This is a genomic window from Nocardioides sp. Root151, from assembly GCF_001427925.1.
Taxonomy (GTDB): domain Bacteria; phylum Actinomycetota; class Actinomycetes; order Propionibacteriales; family Nocardioidaceae; genus Nocardioides.
Window position 1 is genome coordinate 1,089,974 of sequence record NZ_LMGG01000004.1, and the last position, 17,120, is coordinate 1,107,093.

Sequence of the window (17,120 nt, forward strand, 5' to 3'; positions counted from 1 at the left end):
CAGCAGGAACGGGGCGCCCGCTGGGTGAGCTGCTCGGTCGGCTCGTTCGACACGGCGTCGCGGCTTCTCTCGACGACCCGTGGTCGCCCAGGCAGTCTGAAGCCCGAGGTCCGCAAGAACTATCAGCGGTGCCTCACCTATCGCGGTTATGCGCTGAGCTGCCGGCACGCGCATGTCTATCGCGCCACGTTCAGTTGGGTGCCACCCGAGCGCTACACCGCGGCGACCGCCCGTCGGCTGGCCGAGCGCGTCTGCCCACACCATGTCAGGCGCGGCCAGTACCGCTGGTCCGTGCGTGGGGTGAACCCGATGATCATCACCTGCTACAGCAAGCAGCAGTAGGGCGCCCGGCGTACGGTCGCTCCCATGACGAGCGAGATGCACGACCGGGACGCGTGGGAGCACCGCTGGGAACAGGTTCTGCGTGACCACCCGGACAAGCTGGCGAGCCGCGCACCCAACCAGCACCTGCTCGCCCAGACGGTCGGCCTTCCTCCCGGCCGTGCACTCGACGCCGGGTGCGGCCACGGCGCGGAGACGCTCTGGCTGGCCACCTCCGGATGGCAGGTCACCGCCGTCGACTTCTCACCGTCCGCGCTCGAGCACGGCCGTTCCACGGCAGAGGCGCTCGGCACCGAGGTGGCCGAGCGCATCGAGTGGGTCGAGGGCGACCTCGGCACCTGGGCACCTGCCGCGGGGGCGTTCGACCTGGTCAACTGTCTCTACGTCCACGTTGCCGGGTCGGTGGCCGAGTTCGTGACCCGGCTGGCCGCTGGCGTCGCCCCCGGAGGAACGCTGGTCCTGGTCGGGCACCGGCCCGTCGACCCCGCCACCGGCCAGCCCACACCGGCCGCCGGTCAGGTGCAGGTGTCGGTCAAGGACGCGACCGATGTGCTCCCGGCGGACGAGTGGGACCTGGTGGTCGCAAGGGAGCAGCCGCGTTCGATCGCGGGCTCCGGTGTCGACGCGGTGGTCCGGGCGGTACGACACAGCTGAGCTGCTGTTGATCTTCGTCGTACGGCGGGGCAGGGTGAAGGCGAGACCGGTCGTCACCGAGGAGGAACGCATGTCTCCCTTCGAACCACCGCCCGCAGCCGTGCGCTGGCTCAAGAAGCTCGAGGACTCAGCCGCCCTCGACGGCCCCGTGCAGGCCCTGGAGCCGCACGTCAGGACGATCTTCGGGTCCGGAACCCGTGGCGCCGTGCTGCGTGGTGACTGGCTGGGGCATGCGGTCCATCCGGCGCTCACCGACGTGGTGCTGGGGTCCTGGACCTCGGCGACCGTGCTCGACCTGCTGGGTCGCGGCCGGTGGGCCGAGCCGGCACAGGCCCTCGTCGGCACCGGCCTCGTGGTCGTCGGACCCACCGCGTGGACCGGGTGGGCGGAGTGGTCCGAGGCCGGCCCGCGCGAGAAACGGGTGGGCGTCGTGCACGCGGTCGGCAACGGCGTGGCGATCGGCCTCTATGCCGCGTCCTGGCTGGCCCGTCGCCGGGGCGCGCACGGCACCGGCGCCCGGCTGGCCCTGCTGGGTGCGACTGTCGCCGGCGGTGCCGGGTTCCTGGGCGGCCACCTCGCCGTCGCGCGCAAGGTGGGCACCCGCGACCCGGCGTACGACGCCTGACCGGAGGCCCTCTCCCTTCGCTCGCCCTTCGCTCGCCCCGGCGCTCGACTCAGTGGCGCGCCAGGTCGTCCGCCGGGACCGGCTCGGCGGCCTCGAGGGCGGTGAACGCGCGTTCCTCGATGCCGGGGTCGCTCTCGATCACCAGGTTGCTGAGCGTGAGCAGGGTGCCGTCGCGACGCAGCGAGAAGCTGCCCATCTCCTCGAACGTGGAGGACATCCGGTCGTCCTCCGACGTGCAGGTGCTGCCGTCGTCCTGCTCGCCACTCCCCTGCGCACCGCACAGGTCACCGGACGGAGCCTTGGACAGCACGAGCGTGTAGGCGTGGCGGTCCTCGTCGGTGTGGTCATAGTCGACCAGCACACTGCCGGCCTCCACCCGCACCTCGTCGATGTCGGCCTTGCCGAGGCGTACGTCGTACGGCGTGACACCGGTGGCCGTGATGCGCGAGGCGAGGTCTTCGTCCACGGGCGCGTCGTTGTCACCAGATCGCGACTGCCAGAGGAGGACGCCGGCCGCCACCAGCACCACGACCGCGCCAATCATCAACCAGGGCGTCGATCTCGTCGTCCTCATCCGTCATCCCCTCGTGCACAGCAGTCTGAGACCTTCGTCGGGAACCGTAGCCGGGGCACGGTCACTCGTCGTGCGGCTCGAAGCGGTAGCCCATGCCGGGCTCGGTGCGGAAGTACGTCGGCCGGGCCGGATCGGGCTCCAGCTTGCGGCGCAGCTGGCCGATGTAGAGCCGCAGGTTGCCCTGTGCCGTCTCGTAGCCGGGACCCCAGACCTCGTCGAGCAGCTGCCGTTGGCTCTGCAGCTTGCCCGGGTGGCGCACCAGCGCCGCGAGGAGGTGCCACTCCGTGGGGGTCAGCCGCACCTCCTCGCCTGCGCGGGTGACGCGCGTGGAGGTGAGGTCGACGACGACGTCCCCGAACGTGACCGCCGGGGCCTCCTCGGTCGGGGCGTTTCGGCGCAGCAGGGCACGCAGGCGGGCCATCAGCTCGTCCATCCCGAACGGCTTGGTGACGTAGTCGTCGGCGCCGGCGTCGAGCGCGTCCACCTTGTCCACGCTGTCACTGCGGCCCGAGAGCACCAGGATCGGCACGGCGGTCCAGCCTCGGAGACCGGTGATCACGTCGACCCCGTCGAGGTCGGGAAGGCCCAGGTCCAGGATCACCGCGTCCGGCGGATGGGCGGCGGCGCTCTGCAACGCCTCTTCGCCGTCACCTGCAGTACGTACCGCGTAGCCGCGGGCGCGCAGGTTGATCGTCAGCGCCCGCAGGATCTGCGGCTCGTCGTCGACGACGAGGATCCGGCTCATGGCGATGCCTGCTCGGGTGAGGTCGGCACGGCCGGCGGTCCCGGGTCCGGCGTACCGGTCGGCGGGGTCGGGTCAGCGGGCAGCGAGATCACCACGGTGAGACCGCCCCCGGGTGTCTCGGCGAGCTCCAGCGAACCGGCCATTGCCTCCACCAGTCCGCGGGACAGCGCCAGCCCGAGGCCGAGTCCTTCGGTGCTCGTGTCGCCGAGCCGCTGGAACGGGACGAAGACCCGGTCCCGGTCGGCCACCGGGATCCCGGGTCCGGTGTCGATCACCCGCAGCTCGACCCTTTCACCGACCACACCGGCAGTCAGCAGCGGCGGACGCTTCGCGTGGCGCTGCGCATTGGCGACCACGTTGACGATCGCCCGTTCGAGCAGGCCGGAGTCGATCACGGCGTCGGGAAGGTCGTCGGGCAGCTCCAGGACGACGGCCCGGGGCTCCACACCGAGGTCGTCGAGCGCCGTCGCGACGACGTCGTGGACCGACGCGGGCCGGGTGCGCACCGGCAGTGCTCCGGCCTGCAGCCGACTCAGGTCCAGCAGGTTGTCGACGAGGCCGGCGAGCCGGTCGAGCGCGTCGTCGGCCGCCTCGAGCAACTCATCCCGGTCGTCGTCGGTCAACTTCACCTCGCGACTCCGGAGCCCCGAGACCACTGCCTTCGCGGTCGCCAGCGGCGTGCGCAGGTCGTGGCCGACAGCGGCCAGGAGGGCCGTACGCAACTTGTTGCCCGCCTCGAGCTCGGCGGCCTCGCGCACGGCGGACGCACGGCGGGCGGCCAGGTCGACGACCCAGCTGACCATCAGGGCCACCGCCGCGAAGACGAGTACGGCGACGACGTCGGTGGACTCCGAGATGCGGAACGTGTGGAACGGCTCGGTGAAGAAGAAGTTCAGCAGGACAGCGCCGAGCAGGCCCGCGGTCAGGGCCGGCCCCAGGCCGCCCAGGATGGCCGCACTCACCACGAGGAGCAGGAGCAACAGCGCGTCGCTGGCCAGGTCGAGGTGTTCCCGCGCGGGCACCAGCACGCCGACCAGCGCTGCCGTGCCGAGGACGGCGAGGAGATAGCCGTAGCCCCGGCGCCGGGCACTGAGGCTGCTGCGCACCATCGCTTCTCCAGACTTGTCGGGTCGGCCCATTGTGCTCCCCGGGTCGCCGGCCCGCGCACTCACGCCGTACCCCCGAGCCGACATGTGAGTGCCGCCGCCGCGACGAAGACGCCCAGACGGGCAAGGTCGTACGGCGCGAAGGTGAGCACGCCGAGAGTGTTGACGGCGAAGCCCGTCGCGAACGCCCACCCCGCGACGCCGAGCCCGAGGGCGTGCGGCTCGTCCAGCCAGACCGAGAGCAGCGCGGTGACCAGCAACAGCAGGGCCACGCCCCACTCCCCCGGCAGTTGGGTCGCGACGACGAGTCCGGTGAGGAGGAACTGCGCACCCGCGCCCATGCCGAAGCGCACCCCCACCTCGTCCGTCATCAGTTGCTGGCCCATGCCACAAGTCAAGGCCGTCGAGGGCTCGGGTGGTGGCCTCCTGACAGAACCCTGACACGTCCTGACAGAACGCTGACGACATCGGCACGAGCCCATGCGTCGCACCGACCCAGGGCGGAGCGCCCGTTGGTCGCGTGCATCGGTCAGCACCTTGTTAGGGAGTCGTTAGGCCGCCCCCGGTCGGGGGTTCCCGCGGGTTGGATCGGAGGTGTGAGTACCGATCTCCAGTCACCCGAGGCCGCCCAGGGGCGCTTCCGGGAGTGGCTGTTCCACCGTCCCGAGGTGACCGCCCGACACGCAGGCCCGCACGCCGCCGCACCTCCGGGCGAGAAGACGCATTCCTGGCGCAAGGTGATGTGCCTGACCGGCGTCGACTACTTCTCCACGCTGGGCTACCAGCCGGGCATCGCCTTCCTCGCCGCCGGCGCGCTCAGCCCCATCGCCACGATCATCCTGGTGCTGCTCACCCTGTTCGGCGCACTGCCGGTCTACCGACGGGTGGCCGCGGAGAGCCCGCACGGCCAGGGTTCGATCGCCATGCTGGAACGGCTTCTGCCCTTCTGGCGCGGGAAGATCTTCGTGCTCGTCCTCCTCGGCTTCGCACTCACCGACTTCATCATCACCATCACGCTCTCGGCCGCGGACGCCAGCGCCCACGTGGTGGAGAACCCGCACGTCCCGGGATTCCTGCACGGCCAGGAGCTGTGGATCACCCTCGGCCTGGTGGCCCTGCTCGGCGCGGTCTTCCTCAAGGGGTTCACCGAGGCGATCGGAGTCGCGGTCGCCCTCGTGTCGACGTACCTCGTGCTCAACGCGGTCGTGATCGGGGTCGCCGCCGTGCACGTCTTCGAGGACGCGCACCGGGTGACCGACTGGACCACCACCCTGACCGCCGAGCACGGCAACATCGGGCTGATGATCGCGGTCTCCCTGACCCTGTTCCCCAAGCTGGCCTTGGGAATGTCCGGCTTCGAGACCGGCGTGGCCGTGATGAGCCACGTGCGCGGTGAGCCCGGCGACGACCCGGTGCGCCCGGCCGGCCGCATCCGCAACACCAAGAAGCTGCTCACCGTCGCCGCCTGCATCATGAGCGTCTACCTGATCGCCTCCAGCCTGGTCACCACGCTGCTGATCCCGGCGCACGAGTTCGAGGACGGCGGCTCGGCGAACGGCCGTGCCCTGGCCTACCTCGCGCACCTCTACCTGGGCGACGGCTTCGGCACGGTGTACGACGCCTCCACCATCCTGATCCTGTGGTTCGCCGGTGCCTCCGCGATGGCCGGCATGCTCGCCCTGATCCCGCGCTACCTGCCGCGCTACGGCATGTCGCCGGAGTGGGCCGGCGCCGTACGACCCCTGGTGCTCGTACTCACCTGCACGGCGTTCCTGATCACCTGGATCTTCGACGCCGACGTCAACGCCCAGGGCGGCGCCTACGCCACCGGCGTGCTGGTGCTGATGACCTCCGCCGCGGTCGCCGTCACCCTGGCCGCGCGCAAGGCAGGGCAACGGAAGCTGACGGTCGCGTTCTCCGCGATCACGCTGGTGCTCGCCTACACGACGCTCGACAACGTGCACGAGCGTCCGGACGGCGTCAAGATCGGCGCCTGCTTCATCGCCGCGATCGTGATCGTCTCGCTGCTGTCCCGGGTGGCGCGTGCCCTCGAGCTGCGCACCACCGAGATCGTGTACGACGACCGCGCCGACGCGTTCCTGCGTGACTGCGCCCGCCGCTCGATCCGGCTGGTCGCCAACGAGCCGGACGCGCGGGACGTGGAGGAGTACCGCGAGAAGATCCGCCAGGTGGTCGACGACCACGACCTGCTCGACCCGGGCGACATCATCTTCGTCGAGGTGACCGTCGGCGACTACTCCGACTTCGAGAGCCGGATCGAGGTCCACGGGGAGGCGCTGCACGGCGAGTTCCGGGTGCTCACGGTCACCGGCGCGACCGTGCCGAACACTCTGGCCTCACTGCTGCTCGACATCCGCGACCGCACCGGCGTACGCCCGCACATCTACTTCGAGTGGACCGAGGGCAAACCGTTCATTCACCTGCTCCGCTTCCTGCTGTTCGGTGTCGGCGAGGTCGCCCCGATCACCCGGGAGGTGCTGCGTCGTGCCGAGCCCGAGCGGACGCGCCGCCCGCACATCCACGCCGGCTGACAGCACCACCCGCGAACAGTGGGTTCTTGCGCCTCGAACCGTGGATTCTTGATGCCTCGTGGGCCTCGTACGTCCTCGGCTCGTACGACGTCAGCGCCAACCGAGGCCGGGAGCCACGTCCTCGAGGATCGTGCGCAGCAGGTGCGCGTTGTAGTCGACGCCCAGCTGGTTGGGCACGGTGAGCAGCAACGTGTCGGCCGCGGCGATCGCCTCGTCCTGCGCCAGCTGCTCGACCAGGCGATCGGGCTCTGCGGCGTACGACCGTCCGAAGACGGCACGCAGCTGCGGCTCGATCTGCCCGATCTGGTCGCGACTCTCACCCTCCTGGCCGAAGTAGGCGCGGTCCGTGTCAGTGACGATCGGCATGATCGAGCGGCTGACCGAGACCCTCGGCTCGTGCGCCTGACCGGCCTCGGCCCATGCCTCACGGAACGCCTCGATCTGCTTGCGCTGCTGCACGTGGAACGGCTCGCCCGTCTCGTCGGCCTTCAGCGTCGAGCTCATCAGGTGCATGCCCTGCTCGGCGGCCCAGCGTGCGGTGGCATCCGAGGCAGCGCCCCACCAGATCCGCTCGCGCAGGCCCTCGGAGTGCGGCTCGACCCGCAACAGACCGGGCGGGTTGGGGAACATCGGCCGCGGGTTCGGCTGGGCGAAGCCCTCGCCCTCGAGCACCTGGAGGAAGACATCGGTGTGCCGGCGCGCCATCTCGGAGGCGTCGGAGTCCTCACCGGGCTGGTAGCCGAAGTAGCTCCACCCGTCGATGACCTGCTCCGGTGATCCCCGGCTGATCCCGAGCTGCAGTCGGCCGCCTGCGATGAGGTCCGCCGCGCCGGCGTCCTCGGCCATGTAGAGGGGATTCTCGTAGCGCATGTCGATCACGCCGGTTCCGATCTCGATCCGCTGCGTCTTCGCACCGATCGCGGCCAGCAGCGGGAACGGCGAGGCCAGCTGGTTCGCGAAGTGGTGCACCCGGAAGTAGGCACCGTCGGCGCCCAGCTCCTCGGTCGCCACGGCCAGGTCGATCGACTGCAGCAGCGCGTCCGAGGCGTTGCGCACCTGCGAGTGCGGCGAGGCGTTCCAGTGCCCGAAGTTCAGGAATCCGATCTTCTTCATGCAACCTTCAACCACACGCGGAGCCGCTTCCATTCCCGGGTCGTCTCCAGCTCCGGGTGCGGCCAGGGATGAAAGCGGGACCACAGCGATGCGAAAGGGATGACGGCCAACCTCGTGGAGTCAACGCAGGAACCCACGAGAGGAAGCATCATGACCGTACGACTGCTCAGCAGGAAGACCGCAGGCATCACCCTGGCCACCACCCTGGGCGCGGTGCCGTTGGGACTCGGCGTCCTGACCACCGCCCAGGCCGCGCCACCGTCGGGTGACGACGACATGACGACCCAGAGCTGTTCGCACTCGAACTCCGACAAGGACAAGTCCGGCTACGGGTACGTCGACGCGGACTGGCTGCGCTACCGCGTAGGGCCGCACCCCAGCTGCACGTCGCTGGGCCAGGCCGCGCGCCGCACCAAGATCTACTACCACTGCTTCACCTTCACCGACAATGACGGCACGTGGACCCACGGTCGGATCGCCGGCACCAACAAGCAGGGGTGGTTCAAGGACTCCTACCTCAGCGACAACGGCTCCATGGTGAAGTGCTGAGCGCGCCCGACGCAGAGTGAGTGCGTCCGGACCGGGGCCCCGGTCCGGACGCCTTCAGCAGCGCACGTGCATGCCGACGACCAGGAACCGCGCGTCCGGCTCAGTGCAGGGTCGGCCGGTAGACCATCTGCTGGGTGCGCCCGTCCAACGTGCGGTTCTCGACCAGCTCGAGGTCGAAGTCGGCCGCTCCACCGAAGATCGGCGCAGTCCCGGTCTGTCCCGTGATGACCGGGAAGACCGTCACCTGGACGAAGTCGACCAGGCCCGCCGCCATCAGCGCGCGGTTCATCGACAGGCTGCCGTGCGAGCGCAGCGGCACGTCCGAGGTCTCCTTCATCCGGGCCACGACGTCGACGGCGTCACCACGCTCGACGGTGCCGTCGGGCCAGTCGAGCGGGCCCTCGAGGGAGGCGGACACCACCGTCGCCGGCAGGTTCACCATCCGTGTGACCCACGGGTCGTGCACCTCGGAGTCGGCCGGGCCCGAGCCCAGCATCTGCACGAACTCCCGGTAGGTCCTCGCGCCGAACACCATCCGCTGCGGTGCGTCGTACAACGCCAGGCGGTGGTCGAGCAGCTCCGGGCCCTGCTTGCCCCAGTATCCGGTCCAGTCGCCAGTGGCAGAACCGAAGCCGTCGAGGCTGGAGAAGACGTCCCAGGTGTAGGTGGCAGTCATGGTGAGCTCCTTGTGTTCATGGCGACCCCGTGTGGGTGCCTCTCACCACCGCTACGAACGCCGACCCCCCGATCCGACAGCCCGGCGTGAGAATGTTCGCCGCCTCGGCGGATTCCCGTGCCGGGGCAGAGTCAGGTCGTGGGATCGGGCACTCGTCTGCAGCCGACTCAGTGCAGGGTGGGTCGGTAGGTCAGCTCCAGGGTGCCGCCGTCGAGGGTCCGGCTCTCGAGGAGCTCGAGGTCGAAGTCGGCCGCGCCACGGAAGAGCGGTGCGGCGCCGGTCTCACCGGTGAGCACCGGGAAGACGGTCAGCTGCACGCGATCGACGAGACCGGCAGCCATCAGCGCCCGGTTCAACGAGAGGCTGCCGTGCGAGCGCAGCGGTACGTCGGACTCCTGCTTGAGCCGGCGTACGACGTCGGCGGCGTCGCCGCCCTCGACGGTCGCATCGGGCCAGTCGAGTGGCCCCTCCAGCTTGTTCGACACCACGGTGGTGGGCAGGTTCCTCATGCGGGTGTTCACCGGGTCGTCCACGGGCTCGGGGGCACTCGGGCTCAGCAGCCGCACGAACAGCCGGAAGGTGTTGCCGCCGAGGACCATCCGCTGCTCCTCGGCGAGGACCTCGACGCGGCGGTCGAGGAACTCGGGCCCGTGCTTGCCCCAGTAGCCACCCCAGTCACCGTTCTCGTCGTACGAGCCGAAGCCGTCAAGACTGCTGAAGACGTCCCAGGTGTAGGTCGCGGTCATGTAGTTCTCCTCGAGGTGTGGTGACGAGTGTCGGAGGACTGACCCTGGGTCGGCGCGAGACTCATCGCTGTCCGGCCACGCCCCGGGGCTCGTGGTGCACGAGCGGTTCAGGTTTCCTGCGCTCGCCGCGCCTCTCGAAGGCCGCGCAACCGACCACGACCAGGAGTGCGAGAACGGCTCCGGCCACGGCGTCGATGACGTAGTGCTCCCCGAAGTAGACCAGCGCCGTCGACATCGCCACCGGATACAACAGGAGCAGCCAACGGAACTGCGAGCGGAGCCGGGTGATCGCGTAGAACACGATCAGGAACGCGATGCCGGCGTGCAGCGACGGCATCGCGGCCACCTTGTTGGGCATGCCCATCAACACCATGCTCTGGCGGTGCAAGCCCAGCTCGGACCAGCCGCGGCCGGTCATCCGGTGCACCTCCTCGATGACCCCGAGCTTCGAGGCCATCCACGGCGGCGCCATCGGGTACAGGAAGTAGATCACCAGGCCGGCGTAGAGGATCGTCACGTAGCGACGCATCCACAGCAGCCACTCCTGCCGGTTGCGCATCCACAGCACGGCCCCGATCGTCAGCGCGGTCAGGAAGTGCGACGCGTAGACGGTGGTGAGCAGGACGTCGTACCACCGCGGCGCGCTGTCGGGGTCGCACGGGTTGCCGCACAGGTTGTGCTGGAGCAGGACGGTCGGTGTGGTGCCGCCGCCGAACCACTCGTCGATGCGCACCGGTGCCGTGACGTGGATCGGCATCCCGGTCTGGTCGGCCAGTCCACGCAGGAGCCAGTAGCCGGTGAACAGGAGCATCGGCCGCCACCAGTCGCGCCCGAAGTCGAGGTGCCGCTCGCGTGGGGCGTCGGCGTTCCAGGCGATGGTGAACAGCCACAGCCAGAGGGTCACGCCGATCGGATCGTTGGGGATGCCGATGAAGTGGATCCAGACCGCGAGCACCGCGACGTACCCGACCAACGCCCTCGCTCGCGCGGCCGGACGGGTCGTCGGCATCGGTGGCCGCTCGCGTGGCTTCAGCTCGAGGATCACCATCAGCGCCTGGCCTCCGACTCGCGGAAGATCCGGTAGCCGGCCACGTCGGCGAGCCGGTCGTAGTGCCGGGCGATCAGGGGCTGCGCCGCTGTGGTGTCCAGGCCCCAGCTGCCGAGGCCGATGCCCGAGATGACCAGCCAGGTGGGTCTGTCGGGGCCGGCCAGGACGGCTGCGAGCTCGTGCAGCTGCGGGTCACGCACCCGCACCGGAAGGCTCCACAGATGCGGGTAGGGACTCTCGAGGCCGGACGACTCGAGGATCGAGGAGACCCCGAAGGCGACCATCGCGGTGTCGCCCGGCTGCGCACGATCCGACAGGTAGGTCGCCACCTCCTGCTCCGGCCGGTCGATCGGGTGTACGGCGACCCAGCCGATCGAGCACAGCGTCGACACGACCAGAAGCCCGTAGGTGAGGGCCAGGGAGGCGCGGACGCGATCGGGCAGGCCGGTCACGGCGGCCAGCAGCACCAGCCCGGGGACGAGTCCCATCAGGTAGTGCAGCCAGTAGCTGCCGCCCGCGACGACGGCCGCTGACTCCCAGGTGAGCACGGCGAGCACCGGCAGCCGGAAGTCGGGGTGCGCGGGGGCACCGACCGCCCGTCGACGCAGCCGCGGGAGGAGCACGCCGACCAAGAGCGGCGCCCCACTGCCGAGCAGGGCCAGCAGCATCAACCGAAAGCGCTCGCCCGAGGACGGCGACTCGAGGACCACGCTGGCCGCTTCCCATCGGAACGTGACGGCTGCCGACCACAGGTCGACGGGGTCGGTGCCCAAGGCGGCGGCACCCGAGACGACGACCACGAGGACCGTGGCACCGCCGAGGGCTGCGCCCAGGGCCGTGGCGAGCGCCGTACGTGCGTGCGCACGTCCCTGTCGGGTGAGGCCGCCGGTGATCAGGAGCGCCAGCAGGAAGACGAGGACGTCGAGGAGGTTCTGCTTGGTCAGCACCGCACCCGCACCCGCTGCGCCGGCGGCAGTCCCCCACCACAGCGCCTCGCGGAACCCGGCCGACCGGCTCGCCGTGACGGCGGCGATCATGCCGGCCAGCAGCAGGGGAAGCCCCAGCAGCTCGGCGTTCACGACCGTGCCACCGAAGAGCGGCGTACCGACCAGGATGGCGGCAGTGGCCGCGGGCAGCAGCGCTGCCGTCGGCACATGCGGCGCCACCACACGACCCAACCGACCCGCGAGCAGGACCGAGGTGAAGACCGCGACGATGCCGAGGATGCGAAGACCCCACGCGCCGCCGAACAGGTTGCCCAGGGCGACCAGCGCGATGAGGACGGGCGGCCGGTCGACCCAGTAGTCGCCGTACAGCGAGTCCCCCGGCGCCCATTGCCGGGCCACCATCAACAGGCCGCTCTCGTCGGGGCTCAACGGCCGCCCCATGAAGGGCAGCCATCCGAGCAGACAGGTCAGCACGGCCATCGCCACGACGACATGCCCCGGACGCTGACGAAGAAGGGCAGCGACACGTCCCCCGACGACAGCTTGAGGCGGGGTCTCCACCAGCAGCATGAGGACATCATGCTCGTGCCCTGCAAACATCCGCAGGTGATTATTGTTTTCTGACAAGGTTGGCCCGTGACCGCCCACACCGTCGTCGCCACCGCGAACGTCCATCGTGGCCTCGGCACCCGCGACGCCCGCGAGGCGCTTCGCGACGTGCTCGAGCACGAGCCCGACCTCGTCGGGTTGCAGGAGTGGCATCCCTGGCGGGTCCGACTGCTCGCGGAGACCGGCAGTGTGGGGCTGTTGCGCGGACCTCGGCGGTCCCGCCGGGACTCCGGCTACCTCTGGACGATGCCGGTGCTGGGCGACTGCGTGGTGGGTGCGCGCAGCGAGCGGTTCTCCTTGCTGCACGTGGGATCCGTCTGGCTCAGCAGGCCCGGCCGCGCCGATGCCGCCCTGGCCCGTCGACGTCGCATCGAGCCGCCCCACCTGGCCACCGTGGCGACGTACGACGACCGCACGGGTGGCCGCACCGTGAGCCTGATCAGCTACCACCTCGTGCCCGGCGTCCAGTCCGGCGGCGTCTACCGCGCCGACCGCCCGCTGCTCGCGGCGCGGCACCGCGAGGAGGTCGCACGCGTGCAGGCCATGGTCGACGAATGCCGGGCCCTGGGGCACACGGTGTACGCCGTCGGCGACTCGAACTTCGACGGATTCCGGCTGACCGGCCTCACCTCGGCGTGGGAGGGCCGCGAGGCCGAACCGGGCACCCTGGGGCCGAGCCGCAAGATCGACGACGTGCACGGGCCGGGTCTCCCGACCTCGGTGCGGCTGCTGGCGAATGCCTCGGACCACAAGGCCGTGCTGGTCGACCGCGCCGACGTCCTCACCACTGGTTGAGGTCGCGCTGCCACGGCACCCGGTGCGAGGCACGGCGATCAGTGGCATGCTCGAGGCGACGTACTTTCTCCGCTCGGAAGAAGGTGGGCTCGTGACCCCGGATGAGATTCGCACTGCCATGGCAGATCCCGTGGCGCAGCGGCTGTTGCAGTCGGCGAACCCGGCTCGGTTGGCCTATGTCGCCCCGGACGGGACGCCGCGGGTGATCCCGATCGGCTTCGAGTGGGACGGCACCTCGATCGTGCTGGGCACCATCCCGACGTCCGCGAAGGTCGCGGCCCTGAAGGCCAACCCGGCGGTGGCGATCACCATCGACACCAGCCCGCCGACGTGGCCACCGAACGCGCTCCTGATCCGCGGGACGGCCACGCTCACCGACGTCGACGGTGTCTTCCCGGAGTACGTCGAGGGTGCCAGGAAGGTGACGCCGGCCGACGCGTTCCCGGAGTGGGAAGCGGGCGTGAACGCGCTCTACGACACGATGACGCGCATAGACATCACGCCGACCTGGGTGAAGATCCACGACTTCGAGACCCGGATTCCCCAGGCGGTCGAAGACCTCGCCAAGGCCAAGTTCGGAGCCAGCTGAACCTCGGAACCGGCTGGCGCCCGTCAGCCGAAACAGGTCCCGAACGCGGCACCGACGCTCTCGGAGAACCACGTCGGCAGGTAGTCGATGGCCTGGCCATCGGTCGCCTGCCTCCCTCCACCCATCAGCGCGTTCGAGTTCACCAGGATCCCGTCGGTGTCGAACCCGTTCGCTGCCACTGCCCCTTCGACGATCGCAGCGCCGGCCGGGCACAATTCGGCGAGCAGCTCGCCGTACGAGACCATCGCCTGGCCATTGACCGCGTTCGCGTTGCCGGTGTCGCTGCGACTGGCGTTGTAGCACTCGTGCGCCGAGGCCCCGGTCACACCCAGGATCAACAGCGCCGTGGTCGTCCCCACCAATGTGATGCCGCGTCTCATCATGATCGAGCCCTTCGTTTGTGTGTTCAGAGCCCCTTTGACCGTCGTACGCCTCCGGTCCCGCATCGTCCATAGCCGCACGACAAGATCCCCAATACTCGTCGACATGCCCGCATCCGGATCGCGACGGCCGTCACGGATGTCGCAGGCTCGGGATCGCCTCACGCGTTGACAACCCGCCGCTGATCCGCGGTCGTCCCCCATTTTCGGGATTCGGCAGGCCAGTCGTCCCCGATCCGTTGTCACCGTCTCCTGCGCGGAGGATGGTGAGGAGGGCGGGGCCGGCAGAAGGCGCGAGCATGACGAATTGGATCGAAGCAGACGCTTCCGAGTACGACGAGCGGCGCGCGCTGTTCAACGCGATGATCGTGAAGAGGCCGCGGATCATTGCGGCATGCGACGGGCCAGCCGATGTCAAGGAGGCCCTGGAGCGTGCCGCCGATGACCATCTGTCGGTGGCCATACGCTCGGGCGGCCACTCGGTGGCCGGGCAGTCCAGCAACGACGACGGACTGGTCATCGACGTCCGGCCGATGAAGGCCGTCGACATCGACGTCGCGGCCCGACGGGCCAGGGTCGGAGGCGGCTGCACCTGGGGTGACTTCGACGCGGCGGCGCAGGAGTTCGGTCTCGCCACCACCGGCGGGCGAGTGTCCACCACCGGGGTCTCCGGGCTGACACTCGGAGGCGGCTCGGGCTGGCTCGAACGCCAGCACGGACTCAGCTGCGACAATCTGCTGGCCGTCGAGCTGGTGACCGCTGACGGCCGAGAGGTCCGCGCCGACGAGACCCAGCACCAGGATCTGCTCTGGGCCAGCAAGGGAGGAGGCGGCAACTTCGGAGTCGTCACCGCGCTGGAGTTCCAGCTGCACCCGGTCGGTCCGACGATCATCGGCGGGCTGATGGCGTGGCCGGCCGACCGCGGACCTGAGGTCTCTCGCGCCTTCCGGGACTGGGCGGACGACGCTCCGGATGAGCTCGGCCCCGGCTTGGTGATGCTCAGCGGACCGCCCGAGGAGTTCATCCCACCGCACCTGCAGGGTGAGCCCCTGATCGCCGTCGCGGTCTGCTGGAACGGTGACGAGGCAACTGGTCTGGAGGTCGTCCAGGTCCTGCGGGACCTGGCACCGGAGGTCGACCTGGTCGGCCCGATGCCCTACGCGGTCCTGCAGTCGATGATCGACGACCCGCCCGGGTTCCGGCAGTACTGGAGCGCCGACTACCACGATGCCTTCCCCGACGAGGCGCTCGACCTGTTCCTCGATGCAGGCGCACGCCGTGCCTCGCCGATGACCCAACACCTGCTGTTGCCGTGGGGCGGCGCGCTGGCACGCCTCGATGCGGACGCCACACCGTTGAGCCAGCGCTCGGCGCGTTGGGTGAGTCACCCCTTCGCGACTTGGGAGGACCCCGCCGACGACGCGGCCAACATCGCCTGGGTTCGTGACTACCGGAAGGCGAACGCCGCGTTCACGACCGGCGGCGTCTACCTCAACTTCATCGGCGACGAGGGTGACGACCGCATCAAGGCGGCCTTCGGCGCGGAGAAGTACGAGCGACTGGTGCAGATCAAGTCCGAGTACGACCCGGGCAACGTCTTCTCCGGCAACCAGAACATCCGCCCCAAGGTCCCCGCCTGATCGCTTCGTGGGCAGTCCGACGCCGACCGTCAGTCCCTTCGACAAGAGGAGTGCATCATGTCCGCCAAGCAGAACATCGAGGACGCGCACGAACGACGTCCGTTCACCGACCACGGGCACATGGACGTCGTCACCCTCGGCGACTTCACGCTCGGCCGCGGCGTCTTCGAACCGGGCTGGCGCTGGTCCAACGACGTGAAGCCGATCGCCGGCACCGACTCCTGCCAGGTCCACCACACAGGGTTCTGCGTGTCCGGGCAGATGACCATCAAGCCCGACGACGGAGACGAGATCACCATCGGTCCCGGCGACGTCATCGACCTCGACCCCGGTCACGACGCATGGACCGTCGGCGACGAGCCGTGCGTGCTCCTCGACACCGGCGTCGCGGCCTACGCCACTCCCACCTGACCCGCGCCACCGTTGGTCGAGAAGGCCGCGGTTCTTTCGGTGGTCGAGTAGGTCGCGGTCTTCTTTCGGTGGTCGAGTAGGTCGCTCTGCGACCGTATCGAGACCCCCGCCATGCCGCCCCGCGCGACCGTTGGTTGAGGAGGTCGCCCTGGCGACCGTCTCGAAACCAAGCCACGCCATCACGGCACACCGGGGCATGGCAAAGGAATCCCCGGTGTGCTGCCCTTGTGTCTGTGGCTGTCCGGGTATGGCCTAGGTGCGTTTGCGGAACCGGACGTCACCGTTGGCCATCAGGGTCATGTCGTAGGTGTCGTCGTGGGCACGGTGGTGGTGCCAGCGGCACAGGAGCTTGCCGTCCTTGGTGTCGGTCGTGCCGCCGTGCAACCAGCTCAAGGTGTGGTGGTGGGCTTCGCACCACTTGGCCGGCACCAGGCACCCTTCGCTGCGGCAGGTCTTGTCGCGNGAGTCGTTTTGCGCGGCCCTGGTCGAGTACCTCGGACTCCCCGCCCAGGACGGCGGGGACCATCTTCGCGGTGCACGAGAGGCGGCGGACCTGGGTGGCGGAGATCTTGCCACCGTCGGGCAGGACCCCGACCCCGACGCCGGCGAGCAGGTCGGCCAGGTCCATGGTGATCACCAGGGTGGTGCCGTTGCCGGCATGCACCGGGAGGGCGTCGGGGTCCAGGCCCTCGAGGAGGGCCTCGAAGGCCAGCCCACGGCGTTGGTCGAAGGGAACCTTCTGACCGGTCGCGGGATCGGTCAACGGGGCCGCACCCCCACCCGGGGTGGACTGGTGCCGGGGTGAGGTCAGCGCGTTCAGGATGCCCTTGAGGCGGGCCGCGGCGGCCTCGGAGAGGGTGGCACGCAGCTCGACGGTGCCGTCACCGTTGTTCTTGAACCACAACCGGGACTTCGCGTGCGCGCGGCGTTCCTCCTCCTCGACCCTCTTGCGTTCTTCGTCCTCACACAACTGTGGAGCGACGATGGAGAGGATCTTGCGGCCCAGGATCCGCAGGTCG

The 17,120-nt window shown here is 69.7% G+C and carries 19 protein-coding genes and 2 pseudogenes; 9 read left to right on the forward strand and 12 right to left on the reverse strand.

Annotation, left to right across the window (positions count from 1 at the left end):
• The first annotated feature begins 24 nt into the window (after positions 1–24).
• The 3 genes from ASD66_RS13775 to ASD66_RS13785 all read left to right on the forward strand — a co-directional run bounded on the left by ASD66_RS13775 (position 25) and on the right by ASD66_RS13785 (position 1,621).
• Complete coding sequence (locus tag ASD66_RS13775) at positions 25–342, forward strand: WHG domain-containing protein (RefSeq protein ID WP_056891230.1); 318 nt, start codon at positions 25–27, stop codon at positions 340–342.
• A gap of 24 nt (positions 343–366) precedes the next feature.
• Positions 367–996 (forward strand): class I SAM-dependent methyltransferase, encoded by a 630-nt coding sequence (locus tag ASD66_RS13780; protein ID WP_082599490.1) that lies wholly within the window; start codon positions 367–369, stop codon positions 994–996.
• 70 nt (positions 997–1,066) lie between these two features.
• Positions 1,067–1,621 (forward strand): DUF2231 domain-containing protein, encoded by a 555-nt coding sequence (locus ASD66_RS13785; RefSeq protein WP_056680496.1) that lies wholly within the window; start codon positions 1,067–1,069, stop codon positions 1,619–1,621.
• A 49-nt stretch (positions 1,622–1,670) separates the two neighbouring features.
• Here the strand turns inward: ASD66_RS13785 and ASD66_RS13790 are convergent, their stop codons facing one another.
• The 4 genes from ASD66_RS13790 to ASD66_RS13805 form a co-directional block, all read right to left on the reverse strand.
• The gene (locus ASD66_RS13790; protein ID WP_156388669.1) at positions 1,671–2,195 is read right to left on the reverse strand and encodes a hypothetical protein; all 525 of its coding nucleotides are present in this window, start codon (positions 2,193–2,195) and stop codon (positions 1,671–1,673) included.
• 61 nt (positions 2,196–2,256) lie between these two features.
• Complete coding sequence (locus ASD66_RS13795) at positions 2,257–2,940, reverse strand: response regulator (protein ID WP_056680226.1); 684 nt, start codon at positions 2,938–2,940, stop codon at positions 2,257–2,259.
• Positions 2,937–4,049 carry a DUF4118 domain-containing protein gene (locus ASD66_RS13800; RefSeq protein ID WP_056680223.1) on the reverse strand — a complete coding sequence of 371 codons (1,113 nt, stop codon included), beginning with the start codon at positions 4,047–4,049 and terminating at the stop codon, positions 2,937–2,939. The genes ASD66_RS13795 and ASD66_RS13800 overlap by 4 nt, the downstream gene beginning before the upstream one ends.
• Positions 4,050–4,108: 59 nt before the next feature.
• Positions 4,109–4,432 carry a hypothetical protein gene (locus tag ASD66_RS13805; RefSeq protein WP_056680220.1) on the reverse strand — a complete coding sequence of 108 codons (324 nt, stop codon included), beginning with the start codon at positions 4,430–4,432 and terminating at the stop codon, positions 4,109–4,111.
• 210 nt (positions 4,433–4,642) lie between these two features.
• Here ASD66_RS13805 and ASD66_RS13810 point away from each other — a divergent pair, with 210 nt between their 5' ends.
• Entirely contained in the window at positions 4,643–6,598 is a 1,956-nt protein-coding gene (locus ASD66_RS13810; RefSeq protein WP_082563703.1) for an amino acid transporter, read from the forward strand.
• Positions 6,599–6,688: 90 nt separating this feature from the next.
• On the opposite strand, the gene ASD66_RS13815 is transcribed toward ASD66_RS13810, so the two are convergent.
• Positions 6,689–7,711, reverse strand: coding sequence for an LLM class flavin-dependent oxidoreductase (locus ASD66_RS13815; protein ID WP_056891232.1), 1,023 nt, complete (start codon positions 7,709–7,711; stop codon positions 6,689–6,691).
• A gap of 150 nt (positions 7,712–7,861) precedes the next feature.
• Here ASD66_RS13815 and ASD66_RS13820 point away from each other — a divergent pair, with 150 nt between their 5' ends.
• Positions 7,862–8,260, forward strand: a complete 399-nt coding sequence (locus tag ASD66_RS13820; RefSeq protein WP_056680213.1) for a hypothetical protein — start codon at positions 7,862–7,864, stop codon at positions 8,258–8,260.
• Positions 8,261–8,360: 100 nt separating this feature from the next.
• Here the strand turns inward: ASD66_RS13820 and ASD66_RS13825 are convergent, their stop codons facing one another.
• The 4 genes from ASD66_RS13825 to ASD66_RS13840 all read right to left on the reverse strand — a co-directional run bounded on the left by ASD66_RS13825 (position 8,361) and on the right by ASD66_RS13840 (position 12,247).
• Positions 8,361–8,936: a dihydrofolate reductase family protein gene (locus ASD66_RS13825; RefSeq protein ID WP_056680210.1), complete on the reverse strand. Its 576-nt coding sequence runs from the start codon at positions 8,934–8,936 to the stop codon at positions 8,361–8,363.
• 167 nt (positions 8,937–9,103) lie between these two features.
• On the reverse strand, positions 9,104–9,682 hold the full coding sequence (locus ASD66_RS13830) for a dihydrofolate reductase family protein (protein ID WP_056680207.1): 579 nt from the start codon (positions 9,680–9,682) through the stop codon (positions 9,104–9,106).
• Positions 9,683–9,743: 61 nt separating this feature from the next.
• Positions 9,744–10,730, reverse strand: coding sequence for a phosphatase PAP2 family protein (locus tag ASD66_RS13835; protein ID WP_056680204.1), 987 nt, complete (start codon positions 10,728–10,730; stop codon positions 9,744–9,746).
• Positions 10,730–12,247 (reverse strand): hypothetical protein, encoded by a 1,518-nt coding sequence (locus ASD66_RS13840; RefSeq protein WP_156388670.1) that lies wholly within the window; start codon positions 12,245–12,247, stop codon positions 10,730–10,732. Before ASD66_RS13840 ends, ASD66_RS13835 begins: the two co-directional genes overlap by 1 nt.
• Before the next feature lie 66 nt (positions 12,248–12,313).
• Between ASD66_RS13840 and ASD66_RS13845 the strand changes: the two genes are divergently transcribed.
• On the forward strand, positions 12,314–13,081 hold the full coding sequence (locus tag ASD66_RS13845) for an endonuclease/exonuclease/phosphatase family protein (protein WP_056680198.1): 768 nt from the start codon (positions 12,314–12,316) through the stop codon (positions 13,079–13,081).
• 118 nt (positions 13,082–13,199) lie between these two features.
• Positions 13,200–13,670, forward strand: a complete 471-nt coding sequence (locus ASD66_RS13850; protein WP_056680195.1) for a pyridoxamine 5'-phosphate oxidase family protein — start codon at positions 13,200–13,202, stop codon at positions 13,668–13,670.
• Between the two features lie 23 nt (positions 13,671–13,693).
• Here ASD66_RS13850 and ASD66_RS13855 read toward each other — a convergent pair whose 3' ends face one another.
• Positions 13,694–14,158, reverse strand: a complete 465-nt coding sequence (locus ASD66_RS13855) for a hypothetical protein (protein WP_156388671.1) — start codon at positions 14,156–14,158, stop codon at positions 13,694–13,696.
• A gap of 191 nt (positions 14,159–14,349) precedes the next feature.
• Here ASD66_RS13855 and ASD66_RS13860 point away from each other — a divergent pair, with 191 nt between their 5' ends.
• The gene (locus tag ASD66_RS13860; RefSeq protein ID WP_056680190.1) at positions 14,350–15,690 is read left to right on the forward strand and encodes an FAD-binding oxidoreductase; all 1,341 of its coding nucleotides are present in this window, start codon (positions 14,350–14,352) and stop codon (positions 15,688–15,690) included.
• Positions 15,691–15,747: 57 nt separating this feature from the next.
• Positions 15,748–16,101, forward strand: coding sequence for a cupin domain-containing protein (locus ASD66_RS13865; RefSeq protein WP_056680187.1), 354 nt, complete (start codon positions 15,748–15,750; stop codon positions 16,099–16,101).
• A 252-nt stretch (positions 16,102–16,353) separates the two neighbouring features.
• Here the strand turns inward: ASD66_RS13865 and ASD66_RS25300 are convergent.
• Positions 16,354–16,563: pseudogene (locus ASD66_RS25300) on the reverse strand (HNH endonuclease); the annotation flags it as partial.
• Between the two features lies 1 nt (position 16,564).
• Positions 16,565–17,071: pseudogene (locus ASD66_RS25705) on the reverse strand (DUF222 domain-containing protein); the annotation flags it as partial.
• Between the last annotated feature and the right edge of the window lie 49 nt (positions 17,072–17,120).